Source organism: Erythrobacter sp. WG, assembly GCF_026586795.1.
Lineage (GTDB): Bacteria > Pseudomonadota > Alphaproteobacteria > Sphingomonadales > Sphingomonadaceae > Erythrobacter.
Map to the genome: position 1 here is coordinate 54,718 of NZ_JAPFGY010000010.1, position 22,055 is coordinate 76,772.

17 protein-coding genes, 1 tRNA gene and 1 riboswitch are annotated in these 22,055 nt (G+C 69.7%); all 18 genes read right to left on the reverse strand.

Features of this window, described 5'->3' with window-relative positions; translation table 11 throughout:
- Window positions 1-1,953: a TonB-dependent receptor plug domain-containing protein gene (locus tag OPU67_RS07120; protein ID WP_267618688.1), complete on the reverse strand. Its 1,953-nt coding sequence runs from the start codon at window positions 1,951-1,953 to the stop codon at window positions 1-3.
- Window positions 1,954-2,067: 114 nt separating this feature from the next.
- Window positions 2,068-2,258: riboswitch (cobalamin riboswitch) on the reverse strand.
- Window positions 2,259-2,488: 230 nt separating this feature from the next.
- Window positions 2,489-2,564: transfer RNA gene (locus tag OPU67_RS07125), tRNA-Ala, on the reverse strand.
- Window positions 2,565-2,673: 109 nt separating this feature from the next.
- The gene (locus OPU67_RS07130) at window positions 2,674-3,612 is read right to left on the reverse strand and encodes a hypothetical protein (RefSeq protein ID WP_267618690.1); all 939 of its coding nucleotides are present in this window, start codon (window positions 3,610-3,612) and stop codon (window positions 2,674-2,676) included.
- 184 nt (window positions 3,613-3,796) lie between these two features.
- Complete coding sequence (locus tag OPU67_RS07135) at window positions 3,797-4,540, reverse strand: Bax inhibitor-1/YccA family protein (protein WP_267618692.1); 744 nt, start codon at window positions 4,538-4,540, stop codon at window positions 3,797-3,799.
- Between the two features lie 139 nt (window positions 4,541-4,679).
- Window positions 4,680-5,471, reverse strand: coding sequence for a pyrroline-5-carboxylate reductase family protein (locus tag OPU67_RS07140; protein ID WP_267618694.1), 792 nt, complete (start codon window positions 5,469-5,471; stop codon window positions 4,680-4,682).
- A 116-nt stretch (window positions 5,472-5,587) separates the two neighbouring features.
- Window positions 5,588-6,094 (reverse strand): YbjN domain-containing protein, encoded by a 507-nt coding sequence (locus tag OPU67_RS07145; RefSeq protein ID WP_267618697.1) that lies wholly within the window; start codon window positions 6,092-6,094, stop codon window positions 5,588-5,590.
- Window positions 6,095-6,268: 174 nt separating this feature from the next.
- Entirely contained in the window at window positions 6,269-7,981 is a 1,713-nt protein-coding gene (locus OPU67_RS07150) for an SPOR domain-containing protein (RefSeq protein ID WP_267618699.1), read from the reverse strand.
- Between the two features lie 89 nt (window positions 7,982-8,070).
- A complete protein-coding gene (ftsZ, locus tag OPU67_RS07155; RefSeq protein WP_267618701.1) occupies window positions 8,071-9,804 on the reverse strand; it encodes a cell division protein FtsZ in 1,734 nt (577 codons plus the stop codon).
- A gap of 124 nt (window positions 9,805-9,928) precedes the next feature.
- On the reverse strand, window positions 9,929-11,266 hold the full coding sequence (gene ftsA / locus OPU67_RS07160) for a cell division protein FtsA (RefSeq protein ID WP_267618703.1): 1,338 nt from the start codon (window positions 11,264-11,266) through the stop codon (window positions 9,929-9,931).
- Window positions 11,266-12,192, reverse strand: coding sequence for a cell division protein FtsQ/DivIB (locus OPU67_RS07165; RefSeq protein WP_267618705.1), 927 nt, complete (start codon window positions 12,190-12,192; stop codon window positions 11,266-11,268). The genes ftsA and OPU67_RS07165 overlap by 1 nt, the downstream gene beginning before the upstream one ends.
- On the reverse strand, window positions 12,170-13,159 hold the full coding sequence (locus OPU67_RS07170) for a D-alanine--D-alanine ligase (RefSeq protein WP_267618707.1): 990 nt from the start codon (window positions 13,157-13,159) through the stop codon (window positions 12,170-12,172). Before OPU67_RS07170 ends, OPU67_RS07165 begins: the two co-directional genes overlap by 23 nt.
- Before the next feature lie 91 nt (window positions 13,160-13,250).
- Window positions 13,251-14,192 (reverse strand): UDP-N-acetylmuramate dehydrogenase, encoded by a 942-nt coding sequence (gene murB / locus OPU67_RS07175; protein WP_267618786.1) that lies wholly within the window; start codon window positions 14,190-14,192, stop codon window positions 13,251-13,253.
- Window positions 14,193-14,227: 35 nt separating this feature from the next.
- Complete coding sequence (murC, locus tag OPU67_RS07180) at window positions 14,228-15,664, reverse strand: UDP-N-acetylmuramate--L-alanine ligase (protein WP_267618709.1); 1,437 nt, start codon at window positions 15,662-15,664, stop codon at window positions 14,228-14,230.
- Window positions 15,661-16,884 carry an undecaprenyldiphospho-muramoylpentapeptide beta-N-acetylglucosaminyltransferase gene (murG, locus tag OPU67_RS07185; RefSeq protein ID WP_267618711.1) on the reverse strand — a complete coding sequence of 408 codons (1,224 nt, stop codon included), beginning with the start codon at window positions 16,882-16,884 and terminating at the stop codon, window positions 15,661-15,663. The genes murC and murG overlap by 4 nt, the downstream gene beginning before the upstream one ends.
- Window positions 16,881-18,110: an FtsW/RodA/SpoVE family cell cycle protein gene (locus tag OPU67_RS07190; RefSeq protein WP_267618713.1), complete on the reverse strand. Its 1,230-nt coding sequence runs from the start codon at window positions 18,108-18,110 to the stop codon at window positions 16,881-16,883. Before OPU67_RS07190 ends, murG begins: the two co-directional genes overlap by 4 nt.
- Entirely contained in the window at window positions 18,107-19,477 is a 1,371-nt protein-coding gene (murD, locus tag OPU67_RS07195; protein WP_267618715.1) for a UDP-N-acetylmuramoyl-L-alanine--D-glutamate ligase, read from the reverse strand. Before murD ends, OPU67_RS07190 begins: the two co-directional genes overlap by 4 nt.
- 15 nt (window positions 19,478-19,492) lie before the next feature.
- Window positions 19,493-20,563 (reverse strand): phospho-N-acetylmuramoyl-pentapeptide-transferase, encoded by a 1,071-nt coding sequence (mraY, locus tag OPU67_RS07200; protein ID WP_267618717.1) that lies wholly within the window; start codon window positions 20,561-20,563, stop codon window positions 19,493-19,495.
- A 34-nt stretch (window positions 20,564-20,597) separates the two neighbouring features.
- On the reverse strand, window positions 20,598-22,052 hold the full coding sequence (locus tag OPU67_RS07205; RefSeq protein WP_267618719.1) for a UDP-N-acetylmuramoyl-tripeptide--D-alanyl-D-alanine ligase: 1,455 nt from the start codon (window positions 22,050-22,052) through the stop codon (window positions 20,598-20,600).
- Window positions 22,053-22,055 lie beyond the last annotated feature (3 nt).

The window sequence follows — 22,055 nt, forward strand, 5'->3', positions numbered from 1 at the left end:
TCAGAACCGCGCCTCGACGCCCACCGCCGCGCTGCGGCCCGGCGAGACGAAGCTGAACACCTGCTCGTAGGTCTCGCCCAGCAGGTTCTCAACGCGGGCGAAGGCGCCGATCCGCTCGGTCAGCTTCACGCGCGCGTTGAGGTTGACGAGCGTGTAGTCGCCGAGCCGGACCCGCACCGGGCGGAAGCTCGGGTCGGTGAAGGCATCGTCGAGCGCGCGGCCGTTGTAGCGCACCACCAGTGTCGCCGAGGCGGCATCGGCGGGAGCGCTCCAGGTCAGCGCGCCGCTGGCGACGTGCCGCGGGCGGCGGACCTCCTCGCGGCCGTTCTCCTCGGCATCGAGGTAGGTGTAGGCGGCATCGAGGCTGACACCCGCGCCGAGGCGCGCGGCGAGCGCCACTTCCAGACCGCGCTGCTTGCTCGTGGTCGTGCGGTTCGCCGGGCTGGCGATGAAGGTCGGCGGCGGGAAGGTGGTGAAGATCTCGCCTTCAAGCTCGCTGTCGAACCACGTCACGGCAAGGGTCGCGCCCTCGCCGATCCGCTGATCGAGGCCGACTTCCCAACCTTGCGATTTCTCGGGCCGCAGCGCGGCGTTGCCGATGAAGCGGCCGTCGACGAAGCCGAAGAGCTCGAAGAAGCCGGGGTTCTTGATCCCCGATCCGGCCGCCGCGCGCAGGCGGGTGCTATCGGTCACGCGGTATCCCGCGCCGAGCCGGAAGGTGGTGGCGTCGCGGAACCGGTCGTTGATGTCGTGCCGCACCGCGCCCGACAGGTCGAGCCGCTCCCCGCTGTAGCGATATTCGCCGACGAGCCCGACCTGTTCGATCTGCCGCTGCCCGTTGAAGGCGAAACCGCCGGGGGTGGTGTTGCGAAAGGCCTCGCGCTCGTAATCGGCGGCGAAGGTCACCGTGTGCTGCCCCGCCACGAAGGCGCTGACGTAGGACGCCCTGAAGCGCTCCCCCTCGCTCGAATTCGAGCGGCCGAAGGGCCCGAAGGTGTCGCGGGTGATGTCGGCGATCTGGGCCGAAAGGTCATGCGTCCAGCGACCCTCCAGCAGGTTCGCGCGGGCACCGATCAGCGCGTAGAGCGCCTCGTTGGTGAAGCGCGTGCCGGGGCTGTCGACGATGAAGCCGAAGGTCGGGCTGGTGCGGTTGTTGTTGCTGTTGTTGAACAGGCCCTCGGTACGGATGTAGCGCCCGGCGGCGCGCAGGGTGAGGCCTTCGGCAAGCGCGACACTGCCCTTGCCCGCCAGCGTGTAGCTGTCGCGCCCGATATCGCGGGTGCCGTTGCGGGCGTTGGGCTGGCCGTCGGTGCTTACGACGACGCCGGAGAGCGCCGCGTCCCAGCCATCGCCCGCTGCGCCATAGCGCACCGCGCCGTTGACGGTGCCTTGGGTGCCGCCTTCGATCCGCGCCGCCAGTCCGGGCAGTTCGCGCCCGCTCGCGGTCTGGTAGGCGACCACCCCGCCGATCGCGTCCGAACCGTAAAGCGCCGATTGCGGGCCCCGCAGCACCTCCAGCCGCGCGCCGATATCGGCGGAGAGCGTGCCGATGTCGAATTCGCCCGCGAAGGGATCGGATACCTCGATGCCGTCGACCAGCACCAGCACGTGGTTCGCCTCCGAGCCGCGCAGGCGGATCTGGGTCTGGCCGGGAACGCCCGCGACCGCGACGCCGGGGATGTCGCGCAGCACGTCGGCGAGGTCGCGGACCTGGCGCTGCTCAAGCTGCTCGGCGGTGATGATGCTGACGGAACCGGGGTAAGCTCCGGCGAGATCGGTCACGCCCGAGCGGCTGGCGCTGACCACGATCGCATCGCGGCCTGCGGTCTCGCCCGCTGGCGCGGCATCCTCCGCCGTCTTCCGCGCCCGCGCGTCCACGCCCTGCGCCGTAGCCGGCGCAGCCCACATCAGCGCCGCCCACGCGACGCTGCCCAACAATGCAAGATTCTTCACGGATTCCTCCCGTCGATAAGCAACATGACGGCCGCGGGAGGTCACCCCCCACGCAGCCCAGCGATGTCGCTCACGACGAAAGTGTTTCCGCGCCTGGCCAATCCCTGAGCCCGGCATAGAGCGACACGCTCCGGTCGGTCTCCTGGCTCACGGGTCAACGCATCGGGTGCTCACCTTCCCGGAGCGTTGCCGCTCCAGTGGCTGCCCTCAGATGAGGGGGCGCAACCTGACACTCGCCGCTTACAGTTGCAGGGACAGCTGCGGAATCGAACCGCATTCCCGTTACCGAAACGCGCCGTGTTGTTAGGCGCTCGCCTGCGCGAGCGCAATATCCTCGCTGCGACACCCTGCGGGCGCGTCTATGCGGGCGGGCGGGCGAAGCATCGCCGCAGGGCCGGCCGACCGTCGCCGTTTATGCGGCGGAAGCCAAGCGGTACGGACGGCCCGCGCCCGGCGTCTGAGGGCGCAAACAAAGAACCCGCCAGTTCAACGCAAACGGCCTTCCCCCGCCGGGGGAAGGCCGTTTGCGTTGAACTGGTGGAGCCGAGGGGGATCGAACCCCTGACCTCGTCATTGCGAACGACGCGCTCTCCCAGCTGAGCTACGGCCCCGTTCCAGTTTTCGCGCCCGCGGGCCCGTGTTCAGGTGCGAGCGAGCGCGCGCATTAGCGGGAAGCGCAAGGCCATGCAACGGCCATTTTGCGCCCCCGCAAGCGCCCGCTCACGTGCCCCGCTTTGCCGCCGGCTTCGGCGCCGGCTTCGCGGTCGGCTTGGGCGCGATCGGTTGCACCACGGGCTGTGCGGTGACGCCCTCGCGCACCGGGATCACGGGAACGGGAAGCCCCGTCTCGGGATCGAGCACGGCCTGCGTGGGCGCACTGGTCTGCTCGGTCAGAACCCCGGCGCGGGCCTGCTGCACCGCCACCCAGCCCGGCTGCGAGGCCCCGTATTGGGCGCCCCACTTCGCGTCCCACTCGGCCGAGGCGCGCTGATAGGCCTCGTATTCGTCGAAGAACTGCTCGAAAGGCGCCAAGAGCCCATCGAAATTGGCGCGCGCGAAGGCGAGCGGATCGCTCGGCGGCGTCGCCTGCGCGCGGTTCGCCATATCGAGCGCCGCGCGGCAGAACCCGGCGCGGGCGGCAGGCTCGGCGAAGAAATTGTAGACCTGCGTGGTGTAGCCATCACGCGCCACGATCGCGTCGCGGCGGACCCTGAAGCGGCTGGTGTAGCTCTTCTCGAGCCGGTCGTTGACCGCCTTGAGAGAGCGCACGTTGCGGGTGAGGAAGCCGCGATAGCCGGTCAGGATCGGCTCATATTCGGGCGACAGGCAGTTGAGCGCGGCGACATTCCAGGCGGAGCGCAGGTTCCAGACAAGCTGGTCGTCGGTAAGGTTGCTATTCACCGTGATGCGGCGTCCGTCAGGCCCGCGCGAGGGCATCGACATCACGTAGTGCGCGCCCCCCGGTGGAAGCGGGCGATAGGGAACGGTCTCGACCACCGGCGCCGGGCGGGCGGCGACGGTGGGCGGCGGCGGCGGGGCCTTGGCCGCACAGCCGGCGAGAAGCGTCGCGCCGGCCAGCGCCGTGATCGTCAGGCCAAAGGTCGCGCGGGCCGAAGCCTGCGAAGAACAAGCGGTCGGCGTGTGGGGGGACGCGCTCATGTAAAGACTCTCTCCTGCTGCGGTTCCGGAGCCGCCCGCAGGGTGATGCGCGGGCGAGGCTTGCTCCAAGCTGAAGGCGCGATAGCCGCCTTCCCGCGCAAAGCAAATGCCCGGAAGCCTTTGTGGGCCTCCGGGCATTCGATATTTCAACATCCTTGCGGCAGGCCGAGGCCCGCAGCCCGGATCACTCGCGGCTGCCGAACATCCGCAGCAGGAACATGAACATGTTGATGAAGTCGAGATAGAGGTTGAGCGCCCCCATGATCACGACCTTGCCCATCATCTCCGTGCCACGGACCACGCTGTACTGCTGCTTCAGCCGCTGCGTATCGTAGGCCGTGAGACCCGCAAAGATCAGCACGCCGAGGATGCTGATGACCAGCGCCAGCGTGCCCGACTGCAGGAACAGGTTGAGCAGCATCGCGATGACCAGGCCGAACACGCCCATGATCAGGAAGGTGCCGAAGCCCGACAGGTCCTTCTTGGTGGTGTAGCCGAACAGCGACAGCCCCGCGAAGGCGCCGGCGGTGGCGAAGAACGTGCTGGCGATCGATTCCCCGGTGAAGACCAGGAAGATGGTCGACATAGACAGGCCCATCACCACCGCGAAGGACCAGAACAGGATCTGCAGCGTGGCGGTGCTCATGCGGTTGAGGCCGAAGCTCATCGCCATCACGAAGCCGAGCGGCGCCAGCGCCACGATCCACATCAGCGGACCCGAAGCGAAGGCGTAGGCAAGGCCCGTCGCCGCCGCGCCGAGCGCGACGATGCCGGTCAGCAGCACGCCTGAGGTCATGTAGTTGTAGATCGAGAGCATGTACTTGCGCAGGCCCTCGTCATAACCGGCGCGGCCGGCGACATCGCCCCCGGCCCGCGGCACGGAGCCGAGGCGCTGCGCACTGCGCGAGGTGTCATTCCAGTCAGCCATTGCGAAACCCTTAGCCTTTCCAAGACGGAGCGCGAAAGGCCGCGCTCTCCATGGCGGGAATATCGGGGTTTCGGTCGCGCATTTCAAGCGAAACCGGACGTCGGACCCCATCAATCGTTCAGCTTAACGTCTGTTAAGATTAAGCGTTCCGCGAAAGCGCGGCGCCCTTGTCACGGGTCGCCGCAAGCGTCGCCGCCAGCAGGCGCCGCAGCGCCTGGTCCGCGTCGAGCACGTTGAGCCCCTCGCGGGTCATCCCGCCCGGGCTCGCGACACGATCGGCAAGGGTGGCAGGGTCCGCATTCGCGCCGGCCGCCAGCGCCGCCGCCCCCTCGACAGTGGCGAGCGCGAGCTTTGCGGCCATGCCCTCCTCGAGCCCGAGATCGCGAGCCGCCCCGGCGAGGGCGTCGATGAAGCGATAGACGAACCCCGGGCCCGATCCGGCCAGCGCCGTGACGAGATCGAACTGCGTCTCGTCCTCCAGCCACATGGCGGTCCCGAGCGCATCGAACAGGTCGTGCGCGGCGCTGCGTTCGTCCGGCGCGAGGCCGGGCCCGGCAAGGATCACCGGCGACTTGCGGATCGCGGCGGCGAGGTTCGGCATCACCCGAGCGCGCGCGCGCGCGGCGGGGAAAGCGACAGCGAGCTGGGCAAGCGTGATCCCTGCAAGCAGCGAACAAACCGTCCGGCCCGCGGTCAGACCCTGCAAGCCTGGCGTCAGCGCTCCGAGTTGTTGCGGCTTGAAGCCGAGCAGCACCGCATCATGCACCCCGGGCACCTCGGACACATCGCGGTGGAGCGCAACGCCCTCCGGCGCCTCGGCCAGCATGGGATCGAGCACCGAGAACCGTGCAGGAGGCTGGCCTGCCGCCAGCCACCCGGCGAGCATCGCCCCGCCCATGTTGCCGCAGCCGATGATGAGGAGGTGGTTCATGCCTTTTCCGATCCGTTCGGGCTGAGCCTGTCGAAGCCCCGCTCTTCTTCTTCGGTCGCAGCGCTAGAAGAAAGTGCAGCCCTTCGACAAGCTCAGGGCGAACGGAAATCGGAAGCTCAGGCCTCGCCCGCCGCGTCGACCATCGCCGCCTCGAGCGCGGCGCGGGGGGACTTGCCGCCCCACAGCACGAACTGGAAGGCGGGGTAGAAGCGGTCGCATTCGTCGATCGCGCTCTCGACCAGCGCCTGCGCCATATCGAGGCTGAGCCGCCCATGGTCGCCCAGCAGCGCCCCGTGGCGATAGAGCAGCACATCGCCGTTCGACCAAATGTCGAAGTGGCCGAGCCACATCTGCTCGTTGACGAGGCACAGCAGCTCATACGCGGCAGCGCGCTTGTCGTCGGTGACGCGGATGTCGGGAAGGCACAGGAACTGGAGGACCGAATCCTCCGCCCGCCAGATCGCGCGGAGCTGGTAATTGGCCCAGCTGCCCTGCACCTCGCCGGTCATCTCGTCCTCCGATACGAACTCGCAGGGCCATCCCCGCGCGGCGAAGAGGCTGGCGAGCATTTCGACGGGGGCGGCATCGTCCTCGGCGGAATAGTCCATGTCGGCTGCTCTCATGGCCGGGCCTGTGCGGCGGCGGCGGGCGGGGGTGCGGGGGTCTGGCGAAGCATCGCGGGCAGAAGTGGACGCGAAGCGGGGGGCTTGGCAATCACCCATGCCTGGGTGGCTGGGGAGAACCGGACAGAGCTGTGCAAAGCCTGTGCAAAGAAACCATGCCGGCGCGCCGGCGCATCACTTAAGCGGCTGGATTTCCTCGCCTTCCGGGCTGACATAGAGGAACACGTCCATGTCCTTCTTCTTCAGCTCGCGCACCAGCGCCTCGGCCTTGTCACGGCTGGTGATCGGCCCCACCAGCAGCCGATTGGTCTGCCCCCACTTGGCGGTGTTCGGCTCCAGCTTGGCGAGCGATGCGCCGCCCGTCTTCGACAGGCGCTTCCAGTCGAAGGCAAGCGCGTCGACCTTGCGCCCGGTCGCGACCTGCACCCAGACGCGGCTCGGATGCTTGGGCTTCGGCGGCTCCTTGGGCTTCGGTTTGGCCTTCTCGGCGGACTTGGCCTTCTCGTCCGTCTTGGCAGCGGACGCGGCAGGAGCGGGAGCAGCCGCGATTTCCCGGCGCGGGACGATTCGCGAAATGTCGACGGCCTCGGCCCCGGCACGCACGTCGGGCGGCGGCGCGCCGAGATCGGCAAAGGCATCGGCCACCCGCAGCGTTGCCACGGCGGGTCTGGGCGCAGGGGACGGTGCGGGCGCGGGTGCGAGCGCCGGGGCGTTGGCCTCAGCCGGCATCGGCGCGGAAGCGGCAGCGACGGGCGGCGGCGCGGCCGCAGCCAACTGGGTCGGCGCGGGCGGACCGACCGGTGCGGGCGCGGATGCGGCAGGGGGCGGCACGCTCGATACGGCAACCGGCGCCACCGTCGCCACCCGTGCGGGCTGGCTCGCTGGTGCTGGCACCGGGGTCGGGGACGGGGCCGGGGCCGGGGCGGAGCTTGCCGCCGTCCTTCCTCTGCGCCTCGTCTGCGCCGATGACGGCGCTGGTGCCGGAGCCGAAGGCACGACGCTGGCCGGTGCTGCGGCCGTCGGCGTGCCAAGCGGCGGGCCCGACGGCGCAAGGCGGCCCTCGCCGCGCTCCTCGGCCGCGAAACGGGCCAGGCGCGGATCGTCGCGGCCAATGTCGGCGGCGCGCGGGAAGATTCCGAGATTCGCCGCCGCGGCCTGCTGCGGCTTGGTGAGGCGCGGCATATAGCCGAGATAGGGCACCAGCCGGGTCGCCAGATCGCGCGGCATGACCTGCTCGACGATCGCGGCAGCGCGGTCGCTCTCGCCCATGATCGCGAGGCCGAAGGCGCGCGCGCGCTGCGCCGCCATGTCGCGGCGGTCGAGCAACGGACGCAGCGTCTCCTCGAAGCGCGCGCGATTGCCGCTGATGGCGAAGCTGACCGCCAGGCGCCGGCGCGCCTCGTCATCGGCGGGATCGAGCTGGAGCGCCCGGAAATAGGCAGATTGCGCGGCGGTCTGATCCCCCACCAGATCGAGGCTGAGCGCGCGGTCACTGGCCAGCGCCCGCTCGTCGCCACCGGCCGCCAGCGCCCGGTCGAACTGCACCAGCGCCTCGCCCGCCCGGCCCGAGCGCAGGTAGACCGCGCCGAGCCCCTGCGCGACACCGGGGTAGCCCGGATCGACATCCGCCGCCCGCCCGAAGAATCCGACCGCGGCTTCGAGATCTCCGACGCCGAGCGCAGCCTGTCCCGCCTCGAGCAGCGTGTCACGATCGCGCGGCATCCTGCTCAGCGTGACCAGCGCGCGGTTCAGGCGCTGCACCTCGGCGCTGGGAAGCTGCTGCACGACCTCGCGGGAGACGACATCCTGCGCAGCCGCTTCCGCGAATGCGGGGATGAGGACACAGAACGCGGCCAGAACCGGGGTGACTGGTAAGCGGGACAGCATAGCGGGTGCTCTAATGTCCCTGGCTTTCGCGGCCATCCGAGGCGAGGCGCGCTGCGCCAGGCCGACCGGGAGCCGCGCCGGGCCGGGGTTCACTGGTTGTTCTGGCGTCCAAGAAAGCGGGGAATGCTGAGCGCCGGGCCATCGTCGCTGTCGCCTTCGTCGTCTTCCTCTTCCTCGCGCGCGGTGCTGCGCGAGAGGTTGGCCATGCGTTCGAACAGCGTGCTACCCGATGTCGCCCCGCCGCCGGCGCCAGCGCCACCGCCCTCGCCGCCGCCGAGCAGGCCGCGCCGCCGTCCGCCGCCGAGGCGCGCCTCGACCGGGCGGTCTTCGGCCGCGAGCCGATCGGCGCTGGCGAGGAGGTCGTCCTGCACCGGCGGGCGCGTTGCGCCGCCGGCAGGTTCGCGGGTGTCGGCGTAGCTCTCGTCGAGATCGAGCGCATCGTCGTCGCCGCCCGCACCCTGGCCGTAACCCGACGCCTCGTCAGCGCCGCGCAGCCCGGCGAGCGGATCGACGATATCGTCGACGTCGTCCTCGTATTCGTCACCATAGCCGTCACCGGCCTTCATTCCGCTGAGCTCGAAGGGCGCAGCCGACCCGTAGGCGGCTTCACCCTCGCCCTCATCCTCGGCAACCTCGGCGAGGTCGAGCATATCCTCGTCGTCCTCGTCGGCCGCCGCGGCGGCGCCGAGATCGAGCGTCGGCGCGGCGGACGCGGTCATCGGCGCGGCATAGGGCGCGGGCCGGGCGCTCGGCAGTTCGTCGAAACCGCCGTCCTCGGACAGCTCCAGCACCGGACGCTTGGGCGCACGCGCCCCGCCGAGCGAGACGGTTTGCGAGCGCTCGGACTGGCCGATCGCGCTCTGCTCGATGCCGGTGGCGACCACCGAGACGCGGATCTTGCCCTTGAGATCGGGGTTGAAGGCCGAGCCCCAGATGATGTTGGCATCCTCGTCGACCAGCTCGCGGATGTGGTTGGCGGCCTCGTCGACCTCGAGCAGGCGCATGTCCTCGCCGCCGATGATCGAGATGATGACGCCCTTGGCGCCGGCCATGCTCACCCCGTCGAGCAGCGGATTGGCGATCGCCTGTTCGGCGGCTTCCAGCGCGCGGTTCTCGCCCTCGCCCTCGCCGGTGCCCATCATCGCCTTGCCCATCTCGCTCATCACGCTGCGCACGTCGGCGAAATCGAGGTTGATAAGGCCGGGCATGACCATCAGGTCGGTGATCGAACGCACGCCCTGCTGGAGCACCTCGTCGGCGAGCTGGAAGGCTTCCTTGAAGGTGGTCTCGGCCTTGGCGACCAGGAACAGGTTCTGGTTGGGGATGACGATCAGCGTGTCGACCTGGCGCTGGAGCTCCTCGATCCCGGCTTCGGCGGCACGCATCCGGCGGGTGCCTTCGAACAGGAACGGCTTGGTGACGACACCCACCGTCAGCACGCCCATACGGCGCGCGGCTTCCGCGATGACCGGCGCGGCGCCGGTGCCGGTGCCGCCGCCCATGCCCGCAGCGATGAAGCACATATTGACGCCTTCGAGCGCCTTCTCGATCTCGGCGACGGTCTCTTCCGCCGCAGCCTTGCCCACTTCGGGACGCGCGCCCGCGCCGAGGCCGCCGGTGATGTCGGGCCCGAGCTGGATGCGGCGTTCGGCCGGGGAGGTGCTCAAGGCCTGCGCATCGGTGTTGGCGACGATGAATTCGACACCCTCGATCTCGGCCGCGATCATGTTGGCGATGGCGTTCCCGCCGGCACCGCCGATGCCGATGACGGTGATGCGGGGGCGCAGATCGTCGCTCGCCGCGGGTCCGATATTGATGCTCATGGGCTCGTCCTCCAGGCGCGGGGTCGCGGCTTTCTGATCCTATTCCCCCGCTTATAGCGTCTGTGACACAATCGGTGTCATCATTTTATAGCGGCAAACCCCTTATCCACAGCGGGTCTGCCCCTCAGAAATACTCCTTCAGCGCCCGGAACAGGCGCATCACCAGCGCCCACCAGCCGCTTTCGCGCGACAGCGCACGGTACACGCCGCCGCGCCCTGTGCCCACCTTGCGGATGTCGATCGGATCATCGGCGGCATAGAGACACAGGCCCGCAAGCGTCGCGAAGCCCGGCGCATGGTGCGCCTCGGGCATCCCGGTGAGCTGCGGCGGGCGGCCGAGCCGGACCGGCTGGCCGAGCGCGCCCTGCATAAAGTCGGCCATGCCGGCGAGCTCCGCCCCGCCGCCGGTCAGCACCACCTGTCCCGCCCGCGCCCCTGAAAAACCGATCGCCTTCAATGCTCTGCCGACCTCGGCGGTGAGCAGCCCGAGCTGCTGGGTCACCACCGCGATCAGCTCTGCGCGCACGATCCGGTTCTTGTCGTCCGCCCCGCGCGCCAGCGGGCCGACCGGCGCGCCGTCCCCGCCCTCGCCCGGCGGGCTGACAGGGATCAGCTCGCGGTGGTCCGAGGGGCTGGCGACCGCGGAGCCCGCGACGCATTTGAGCCGCTCGGCCTGCGAACGGCGGATGCCGAAGCTCGAGGCGATCGCGTCGGTGATCGCGCCCGATCCCATCGGCACGGCGTGAAGGCCCAGCAGCATCCCGCCCGCGAAGACCGCGACATTGGTGATGTCGGCGCCGATCTCGACCAGCGCGACGCCCAGTTCGCGTTCCTCGACCGTGAGACAGGCCTGCCCGGCGGCAAGCGGCGCGGCGACCACGCCTTCGACCTCGAGATGCGCGTTCTGCACCGCCTCGGTGAGGTTCCTGACCGGCGCCCCGTCGGCGAGCATCACGTGGATGTCGACCCCCAGCCGCTCGGCATGGAGCCCGCGCGGATTGGCGACACCGTGCGCGCCGTCGAGAGTATAGTGCGCGGGCTGGGCGTGCAGGACCTTGCGCCCGTCGGGCTGGATCATGCCCTGCGCCGCGACCAGCAGCTGCTCGACGTCCTCGTCCTCGATCCGCCGCCCGCCGATCTCGATGTCGACCGAGACGACGTCGCTGGCGAGCCCCGCCCCGGCGCAGGCGATCCATACCGAGCGCACCGGCGTTGCAGCGCTGCGTTCGGCGCGCTCGACCGCGTCGCGGATCGCGTGGGCGGCGGCCGCCATGTCGGTGACGTACCCGCGCTTGATCCCGGCACTGGCGCGGTGCCCGGAGCCGAGCACCTGCAACTCGCCGGTCTCGGTCTCGCCCATGATCATCGCCGAGATGCGGAACGAGCCGATGTTGACGGCGGCATAGGTCCGCGCGAGGCGACGCTGGGGCGCAGGCGGGCGGCTGGCGGGTCTGGAGGCCATCAGGTCGGGTTCCCCTCGGCCGAATTCGCCGCGTCCTTCGGCTTGCCGACCGCCTCGGGCAGGCGCAGGTAAAGGCGCGGCGGCGTTCTCATGTCGAAGGCCAGCACCTTGCCGCCGAGCAGGCGGTTCTTGCCGTCGAGCCGCGCGAACTTGACGAGCGCGGTTGCCGCCTCGACCTCGCCTTCGGGCAGAGCGAGCAGCTGGCCGGTGGTGAAAGTGAGGTTCCAGCGGCGATTGCCGACCCATTCGGCGGCCTCGACCTTCGGCGCCAGGGCAGGCGCGGCGGCGAGCAGGCTTTCGAGGGCGCGGGCCTGCTTGCCCGCCCCCGGGCCAGCGAGCCGCAGCATTCCCTTGGCCTTCTCCGCCGCGATGGGTTCCAGTTCCGCCCCGGTGGCGTCGATCAGCACCAGCCGGTCGGGCTTTTCGAGCACGGCGTGCGGCTCGCGCTCGACGATGTCGATGGCGAGCGTGTGGGGCAGCTGGATCGAGACCCGCGCATCCTTGACCCACGGCAGCGCGCGCAGTTCCTCGCGCAAGGCGGCGATATCGACGTCGGGCATCGCCTGGCTGCGGGTGGCGAGCGCGCGGGCATAGACCTGCTGTTCGTCCATGCGCACGGTGCCGGTGACGCGCACGTTGCGCACCTCGAACCCGGCATCGGCGGCGATCTTCGCCACCTGCGCCTGTGCGAGCGCGGGCACCCCGGCGAGGCTGGCGATGACGAAGGCGATGCCGACCGTGCCACCGATGATCGCGGCGAGCCAGATGCGGCTCCATTGCTCTTCGGTGAAGGGCAGCACGCCCATCGCCTTGTCGACACCCCCGCTCGCCGAACCGCGCGCCTTGCGGGCGACGACGGCGCGGTTCTGCGCCGAGGCGGCGCGGCGGACGCCCGAGGCCGTGTTACGCCGGATCTGCTGCGCCACCGCTGCCTCCCTTCTTGAGAGCGTGAACCCGCAGACCCTCGGCGCAGAGCATCTCGACGAGGTCCGCATAGGAAATGCCACAGCCCGCCGCCTGTTCGGGGACGAGGCTGAGCGGCGTCATGCCCGGCTGGGTGTTGGTCTCGAGCACGAACAACCCGTCCTCGCCCGCCTCCTCGTCCCAGCGGAAATCGGTGCGGCTGGTGCCGTGGCAGCCCAGCACCTGATGCGCCTTGAGAGCATAGGCCTCGCACAGGGCGGTGATTTCGGCCGGGAGTTTCGCCGGGAAGACGTGCTCGGTGCGCCCTTCGGTGTACTTGTTCTCGTAGTCGTAGAACCCGTTCTTGACGACCAGTTCGGTGACGCCGAGCGCGCGCGGGCCATCGGGGCCGTCAAGCACCGCGGCGGTGAGCTCGCGGCCCTTGATGAAGGGCTCGGCGAGCAGTTCGGCGAATTCCTGCCACGGGCCGTTCGCATCCGGGCTGATCGGGTTGCCGACATTGCTGTTCTCGGTGACGATGGCGACGCCCACCGACGATCCCTCGTTGACGGGCTTCAGCACATAGGGGCGCGGCAGGGGGTCGCGCTGATACAGCTCGTCACGCGTCACGATCCGCCCGCCCGGCATGGGGATGCCGTGCGGCACCAGCGCCTGCTTGGTCAGCTGCTTGTCGATCGCGATCACCGAGGTGGCAAGGCCCGAATGGGTATAGGCGAGACCCATCAGGTCGAGCATCCCCTGCACCGTCCCGTCCTCCCCCGGCACGCCGTGGAGCGCGTTGAAGACGACATCGGGCTTGGCCTCATGCAGCTTGAGGGCCACATCGCGCCCCATGTCGATCCGGGTGACGCGGTGGCCCCTGCTTTCGAGCGCATCGGCCACGCCCGCGCCGCTGGTCAGCGAGACCTGCCGCTCGTTCGCCCAGCCGCCCATGAGGACCGCGACGTGGAGGGGTTTGTCAAAACTCATTCTTCAATTCCGTTCGTGTCGAGCGCAGTCGAGACACCGCTCTCCTGCCTCTCGACTTCGCTCGAGGCGAACGGGAGATGGGCGTGGCCGCTCACGGCCGCCCCACCCGCTGGATTTCCCATTCGAGGCTCACGCCGGTCGCGGCGTAGACCTTGTCGCGGACCAGCTCGCCCAGCCCCTCGATGTCGGCGCTGGTGGCATCGCCGGTGTTGAGGAGGAAGTTGGTGTGCTTCTCCGAAACCTGCGCGCCGCCGAGCTTCAAGCCCCGGCATCCCGCCTCGTCGACCAGCTGCCACGCCTTGCGCCCGCCCGAGACGGCGGGGTCCGGGTTCTTGAAGGTCGACCCGCCGGTCTTGGTGCGCAAGGGCTGTGAAGCCTCGCGCGCGGCGGCGATGCGGTCCATCTCGGCGCCGATCGTCGCCGGGTCGCCCGGATGGCCGCGGAACCGCGCTGTGACCACGATCGCGCCTTCGGGCAGGGCAGAATGACGATAACCGTAGTCGAGCTCGGCGGCGGTGAGCGTCACGAAGCTGCCGTCGGGCAGGATCACCGCGCAATCGACCAGCACGTCGGCCACCTCGCGCCCATAGGCGCCGCCGTTCATGCGCACGAAGCCGCCGACCGTGCCGGGGATGCCGCGCATGAATTCGCACCCGGCGATGCCCGCATCGCGCGCCTTGGAGGCCACGAGGATGCCGCTCGCCCCGCCGCCGCAGGTCAGTTCCATGTCGCCGCTCCGCTCGACGCCGGCGAAAGCCTTGCCGAGCCGCACCACCACGCCCGGCACGCCGCCGTCGCGCACGATCATGTTGGAGCCAAGGCCCAGCGCCATCACCGGGATCTCGCCCTCGAGCCGCTCGAGGAACATCTTGAGGTCGTCGAGATCCGCAGGCTCGAACAACCAGTCGGCCGGCCCGCCGGTCTTGAACCAGGTGTAGGGCGCAAGCGGGGCCTTGCAGGTCAGCTTGCCGCGAATGCCGTCCAAGGGCACGGGCGCGGCGACGGCACCCTCGACCGCGCAGGTCGGGGCCATCCCGGTGCCGTAGACATAGGTATCGCCGGGCTGGTTCATGCCGCCTCGGACCCCCGCCGCGCGGCGATCGCCGGGGCGAGGCCCGCCGCCCACCTGGTGATGTCGCCCGCGCCGAGGCAGACGACCATGTCGCCGGGCTGGACTTCGCCCGCCAATGTCTCGGCCAGTGCGTCGGCCCCGGCGATCTCGCGCGCCGCCCGGTGCCCGCGCGCCTTCATGCCCGCGACGAGCGCTTCGTGATCGGCCCCCGGGATCGGGTCCTCGCCCGCCGGATAGACCGGGGCGACATAGGCGATATCGGCATCGTCGAAGCAGGACTGGAACTCGCCCATCAGGTCATTGAGGCGGGTGTAGCGGTGCGGTTGGGCGACGGCGATCACGCGCCCCCCGGCGGCGACTGCCTCGCGCGCGGCGGATAGCACGGCGCGGATCTCGACCGGGTGGTGGGCGTAGTCGTCGATCACGGTGACATGGCCACCATCGAGCGCGAGCGTGCCCACCTTGGTGAAGCGCCGCCGCACCCCGCCGAAACGGGCAAAGCCGGTGCGGATCACGTCGTCCGAACAGCCCATCTCGATGGCGACGGCGATGGCGGCGAGCGCGTTCTGGACGTTGTGGCGGCCGGGCATGGGCAGGTGGACGCCCTCGATCCGGCGGTCATGTTCGCCGCGCTGGCGGACGATCACGTCGAAGCGGTTGCCCCCGTCCTCGGAAGCGATGTTGACCCCGCAGATGTCGGCCTGGAGCGAGAACCCGTAAGTCACGACCTTGCGGTCGCGCACATCGCCGATCACCGCCTGCACGACGGGGTGATCGACGCACAGCACCGCCGCGCCGTAGAAGGGGACGTTGTGGATGAACTCGACGAAAGCCCGCTTCACCCCGTCGAAATCGCCGTAGTGATCAAGATGCTCGGGATCGATATTGGTGACGACCGCGATGGTGCCGTCCAGACGCAGGAAGCTGCCGTCGCTCTCGTCGGCCTCCACCACCATCCAGTCGCTGTCGCCGAGGCGGGCGTTGGAGCCGTATTGCTCGATGATCCCGCCATTGATGACGGTGGGGTCGATCCCGCCCGCGTCCAGAAGCGTGGCGATCATCGAGGTGGTGGTGGTCTTACCGTGCGTGCCTGCGACCGCGACGGTCGATTTGAGGCGCATCAGCTCGGCCAGCATCTCCGCGCGGCGCACCACGGGGATGCGGGCTTCGAGGGCTGCGGCGACTTCGGGGTTGGTCCGGCGCACGGCGGTGGAGGTGACGACCACCGCCACACCTTCGACATTTTCCTTCATATGGCCGACGTGCACGGTGATCCCGCGCGCGCGCAGACGCTCGACGCTCGGACCCTCGGCGATGTCGGAGCCCTGCACCTTGTAGCCGAGGTTGTGCATCACTTCGGCGATGCCGCTCATCCCGATCCCGCCGATGCCGACGAAGTGGATGATGCCGATATCGGTGCCCACGCCTCTCATGGTTCGGCGCGCTCCTTGGCGGCTTTGCGCGCCGTGCCGGGAACGGTGCGCGCGGCGACGCCCGCGGCGGGGGCGGTCTCGCCGACGCGGATCACGTCCATGAGATCGATCCCGCTCATCCCCTCGACGAGATCGGCGAGCGCCTGCGCGGCATCGGGCCGTCCGCAGTTGAAGGCACAATGCGCCGCGTTGGCGAGGCTCTGCGGATTGACTGCCATGACCTGGATCTGCTTGGCGAGCTCCTTGGGCTGGAAGGCCTCCTGCCGGATCATCCGCGCGCCGCCGGCCTTGACCATCTCGCGGGTGTTGACCGCCTGGTGATCGTCGGTGGCGATGGGCAGCGGTATCAGGATCGCCGGGCGGCCCACGGCGGTGAGCTCGGCGATGGTCGAAGCCCCTGCGCGGCCGATGAACAGATGCGCGTCGGCGAGGCGCTCGTGCATATCCTCGAAATAGGTGCCGAGTTCGGCCGGAATGTCGTGCTCGGCATAGCGGCGGCGCACTGCCTCGAGATCCTCCGGCCGGGCCTGCTGCGTCACCTGAAGTCGCTGGCGCAAGGCGGGCGGCAGCATGGCGAGCCCGTCGGGCACGACCTCGGAGAGCACGCGCGCACCCTGCGAGCCGCCGGTGACGAGGATGCGCAGCAGGCTCTCCTCGCTGAAGGCCGGGAAGTCCTGATCGCGCAAGGCGAGGACCTCGGCGCGCACCGGGTTGCCGGTGAGATGGACCTTGGCGGCGTGCTTGGGGCTCAGCCGGTCGACCTCGTCATAGGACGTGGCGATCGCGTCGACCCGGCCCGCCAGCAGGCGGTTGACCCGGCCGAGCACCGCGTTCTGTTCGTGCACGATGCTCGGCAGCTTCGCGGCGGTCGCGGCGAGCAGCGCGGGAAGCGCGGGGTAGCCGCCGAAGCCGACGATCGCCGAAGGCTGGAAGCTCTCGAACAGGCGCAGCGCCATGCGCCGCCCCTCGAGCACCGCGCGCACGCCTGCGATCCAGCCCAGCGGGTTCTTGCCGAATCGACCGGCCGGCAGGACATGGGCGGGAAGGTAATCGGGCTTGCCCGGAATGCCCGCCCCGCGCGCATCGGTGATCAGCGCCACGTGGTGGCCGCGCTGGTGCAGTTCGGCGGCGAGCGCGAAGGCGGGGATCAGATGCCCGCCGGTGCCGCCTGCCGCCAGGACGTAATGCCGGGTCGCTCCGCTGCGGGGTTCGCTCGTCATGGGCGTTCTTCCTTGCGTTCGATCAGGTCGCGCAATGTTCCGCCCTCGCGGGCGAGGAAGGGATTGCGCCGGGTGATCGCCAGCAATAGCCCAAGGGTGAAGCACACCGCCAGTGTCGATGAACCGCCGTAGGAGATCAGCGGCAGGGTCATGCCCTTGGAGGGGAACAGCTTCAAGTTGACGAGGATGTTGATGAAGGCCTGGCCGCCGAACTGGGTGATGAGGCCTGCCGCCGCGAGCACGGCGAAGAGGTTGTCCTCGCCCACCAGCCGCGACAGGGCGCGCATCACCAGCGCGCAGTAGAGCAGCACGATCGCCGCGCACATCAGCAGGCCGAACTCCTCGCCGATGACCGAGAAGATGTAGTCGGTGTGCGCCTCGGGGAGGTTCATCTTGCGGATGCCGAGCCACAGGCCGGTGCCGGTCCACCCGCCGGCAGTGATCGTGCGCTGGGCGAGGTCGACCTGGTCGAAGGCGGTGCCCCCGCCCAGGAAGCCGTCGATACGGTGGCGGGCGTTGTCGTAGAACATGTAGGCGAGCACCAGCCCGCCTGCGCCGATCCCGCCGAGCGCCGCGATGCGCTGCCATTGCATCCCGGCGAGCAGAACCATGACGAGCCAGATGCCGCCGAACAGGATCGCATCGCCGAGGTTGGGCTGGAGCATCAGCAGCCCGGCGATGAGGCCGAAGAAGGCCGAGACGTACCAGATCACCGGCAGGCCCGGATCGCGCAGCTTCCAGCTCAGCACCCAGGCGCAGATGATCGCGAAACCGGGCTTCAGGAACTCGGAGGGCTGGAGGCTCATGCCGACATTGATCCAGCGCTTCGCCCCGTTCTTCTCCTCGCCGATGATCGGCACGACGAACAGGAGCGCGAGCATGATCGCGCCGACGAGAATGCCGATCCGCCGCGCCTGGTCGCGGTCGAGGAAGCTGAGGCCGATCATCACCCCGAGGCCCATCACCTGGAAGACGATGTGCCGCTGGAAGAACATGAAGTCCGGCACCCGCTCGCGCGCGGTCGAAAGCTGGTCGGCGCTCGCCGGGGAGGCGGCGGCGACGGCGATGATGCCGATCCCCATCAAGACGAGGATCAGCAGCAGCAGCACCTTGTCGATCTCGCGCCACCACACGCGCAGCCGGTCGCGCCAGCGACGCTGGACGGTGGCCGGGGGCAGATAGCCGCCGCTGGTGCGGGCGACGGGGGTATAGGCGGGAAAGGTCATGGCCGCTCCTCACCGCCGCCGGCGGGCGCGCTGGTCTCGCAGCCGGTGATCGCGCCGATCATCTGGCGGAAGTGGTGGCCGCGCTTCTCGTAGTCGCGGAACTGGTCGTAGGAGGCGCAGGCGGGCGAGAGCAGCACCACCTCGCCGGGGCGCGCGGCGGCCTCGGCGCGGCGCACCGCCTCGCTGATGAGCTCGCAGCGCTCGACCCTCACCCGGCCCTCGAGCAGCTCGGCGAACATCGGCCCGGCCTCGCCCACGGTGTAGGCCGCCGCGACATTGCCGAGGTGATCGGCGCAGGCGCCCAATCCGTCCTCCTTGGGCAAGCCGCCGACGATCCAGTGGATGCGGGGCGCGCCGCCGTTGACCGCCGGGTCGGGCGGGAAGGCGGCGAGCGCCGGAGCGGCCGACGCGGCGTTGGTCGCCTTGCTGTCGTTGATGTAGGTGACGCCCCCCGCCTCGCAAACCCGCTCCATGCGGTGCGGCAGGCCGGCATAGGTGGCAAGGCCCTGCGCGATGGCCGCGTCGGTCAGGCCGAGATGTCGGCAGATCGCGACCGCGACGGCGGCGTTCTGGGCATTGTGCGGCCCGGCGAGCGACGGCGAGCGCCCTTCGGCCAGCCCTGCCGCCGCGAGGTCGCCGGTCTTCACCCGCACCATGCCCCGGCCCGCCGCCACCAGCCGGTCGGCGATGGCGCGGGTGGGCTCGTCCTCGTCGCAGATGATCGCGGTGCCCCCCTGTTGCATCTGGAACAGCCGTTCCTTCGCGGCGGCATAGGCGGCGAAGTCGGCGTAGCGGTCGAGATGATCGGGCGTGATGTTGGTGAGCGCGGCGACGTCGCAGTCGAGACTGAAGGTGAGGTCGATCTGGAAGCTCGACAGTTCGAGCACATAGACCCCGCCCTCGGGAAGCGGTTCCTGCGCGAGGATCGGCTCGCCGATATTGCCGCCCATCACGCTCGGCACGCCTGCGCTCTGGAGGATGTGGTGGACCAGCGCGGTGGTGGTCGACTTGCCGTTGGTGCCGGTGATGCCGACCACCCGGTGCGGCGGCAGGCTGCCGCGGGCCCGCGCGAACAGCTCGATGTCGCCGATGACGGGGAGGCCGTATTGCCAAACGTGCGGCCCGATCGGGTGGGTGTTGAGCGGCACGCCGGGCGACACCACCACGCCCGCAAAGCCGGTGAGGTCGAGTTCCAGCGGATCGATCAGCCGGCAGCGCCCCTCGAAGGGTTCGCGCGCGTGGGGCTGGCGATCCCAGCCGATCACCTCGGCCCCGCTCGCGAGCAGCGCCTCGGCCGCGGCCGCGCCCGAACGGGCAAGGCCAAGCACGGCGAAGCGCTTTCCCTTGAAGGCCGGGGAGGTGATCACGCCGCGCTGCCCCCCTTACCTGAGCTTCAGCGTCGACAGGCCGATCAGCGCGAGCACGATGGCGATGATCCAGAAACGGATCACGACCTTGCTCTCGCTCCAGCCGAGCTGTTCGAAGTGGTGATGGATCGGCGCCATGCGGAAGATGCGGCGGCCGGTGCGCTTGAACCAGAAGACCTGGACGATCACGCTCACCGCCTCGAGCACGAACAGCCCGCCGACGATCGCGAGGACGACCTCGTGGTGCGAGGCGACCGCGATCGCGCCCAGCGCGCCGCCCAAGGCCAGCGAGCCCGTGTCGCCCATGAACACCGCGGCAGGCGGCGCGTTGAACCACAGGAACGCGAGCCCCGACCCGATGATCGCCGCGCAGAAGATCGCCAGCTCCCCCGCTCCCGGCACGTGGGGAATGCCGAGGTAGGAGCTGAAATCGACCCGGCCGACCAGATAGGCGATGATCGCAAAGGTGCCCGCCGCGATGATCACCGGCATGATCGCCAGGCCATCGAGCCCGTCGGTGAGGTTCACCGCATTGCCCGCTCCGACGATCACGAAGGCGGCAAAGACATAGTAGAAGGGCCCGAGCGGGATGCTCACCCCGGTGAGGAAGGGGAGGTAGAGATTGGTGTTGATCTGGCTGACGATCAGCCAGGCGGCGATCCCCGCCACCACGAACTCGCCGGCGAGCCGCACCCTGCCGGGCACGCCTGCATGGCTGTTCTTCGCGACCTTGTCATAGTCGTCGAGGAAGCCGATCAGCCCGAAGCCCATGGTCACCGCGAAGCACGCCCAGACGAAAGGGCTCGCGAGGTCCATCCAGATCAGCAGCGCAAGCGACAGCGAGACGAGGATCATCAGCCCGCCCATCGTCGGCGTCCCGCGCTTGGCGAGGTGCGTCTGCGGCCCGTCCTCGCGGATCGGCTGGCCCTTGCCCTGCCGCACGCGCAGGAGGTTGATGAAGCGCGGGCCGATGAGAAGGCCGATCAGCAGCGCGGTGACCAGCGTCGCCCCGGCGCGGAAGGTCTGGTAGCGCACCAGATTGAGGATGCCTTCGAAGCCAAGCCACTCGGCAAGCAGATAGAGCATTCGGTCTTCCTTTGGTGCCCGCCGTCCGCGGGCGTCAGCCTCCCGTGCGGGCGTCCTCGGTGTAATGTGCCACAAGCCTGCCCAATCCGACGGAATTGGAACCCTTGACCAGCACCGCATCCCCCCCTGCGAGACCGAATTGCCCGAGCGCCGCGATGGCTTCGGCAGGCGTTTCGCAATGGGCGAAGGTGAGGCCCTTGCCAAGCGAGGCGCTGGCACCTTTCCCCAACTCGTCCGCCAGCGCGCGCATCTCGTCGCCGACGAGGATCGCGTGGTCGACGCCCGCCTCGGCCAGCGGCGCGGCGAGCTGGCGATGGAACGCTTCGGCAAAGTCGCCGAGCTCCTTCATGCTGCCGAGCACCGCGATGCGGCGCGTTGCAGGCGTCGCGGCGAGCGTCTTGAGCGTCGCGCGCATCGAGGCGGGGTTGGCGTTGTAGCTTTCGTCGATGATGAGCGCGCTCCCGCCGGCGACAGCGATGCTGTGCCGCGCGCCCCGGCCCTTGAGGCCGCCCATCTCGGCAAGCGCGAGGCCGGCGCTGGCAAGGTCGCCGCCCGCCGCGCGCACCGCCGCGATCACGCCCAGCGAGTTGACCACCCAGTGCTCGCCAGGCTCGGCGAGATGGTAGCAGATGCGCCGATCGCCGAGGTCCGCCGTGATCAGCGAGCCGCCGCCCGCCGCCGGGATCGCGTCGAGCAGCCGCACATCGGCAGTGGCGGCACGGCCGAAGGTCACGACCTTGGCCCCGCAGGCCTTGGCGTGGCCGATCAGCCGCTCGGCCCATTCGCTGTCGGCAGGGACGATGGCGACACCGCCGGGGACAAGTCCGGTGTAAATCTGCGCCTTTTCGTCGGCGATCGCCTCAAGGCTGCCGAGGTTCTCGATATGCGCGGGCGCGATGGTGGTGATGAGCGCCACGTGCGGCCGCGCGTGGGCGGCGAGCGGCGCGATCTCGCCCGCGTGGTTCATCCCCATCTCGAACACGCCGTATTTCGCACGCGCCGGCATCCGGGCGAGGCTCAAGGGCACGCCGACATGGTTGTTGTAGCTGCGCACCGAACGATGCGCCGCGCCGCGGCTCGCCCGGTCGAGGCAGGCGAAGATCGCTTCCTTCACGCCGGTCTTGCCGACCGAGCCAGTGATCCCGATCCGCACTGCCTCGACAGCGCGGTCGCGCGCGGCGTGAGCAAGGGCATGAAGCGCCTCGGTGGTGTCCTTCACCAGCACGTGGGGGTAATCCACCGGCCGATCGACGATCGCGGCAACCGCGCCCTTTTCAAAGGCCTGGGGCAGGAACCTGTGACCGTCCATCGCCTCGCCCTTGAGCGCCACGAAGACGTCCCCCGGCTTCACGTCGCGCGAATCCATTTCGACGCCCGAGGCCTGGAAGTCGTGGCTGGCGATTCCTCGGCAAGTTGCCTCGATTTCGGCGGCGGTCCACAGCGCCAGCGGCAGCGCGTCGCGCGGCGTAACCGGCCATTGGTGCAGCATGGG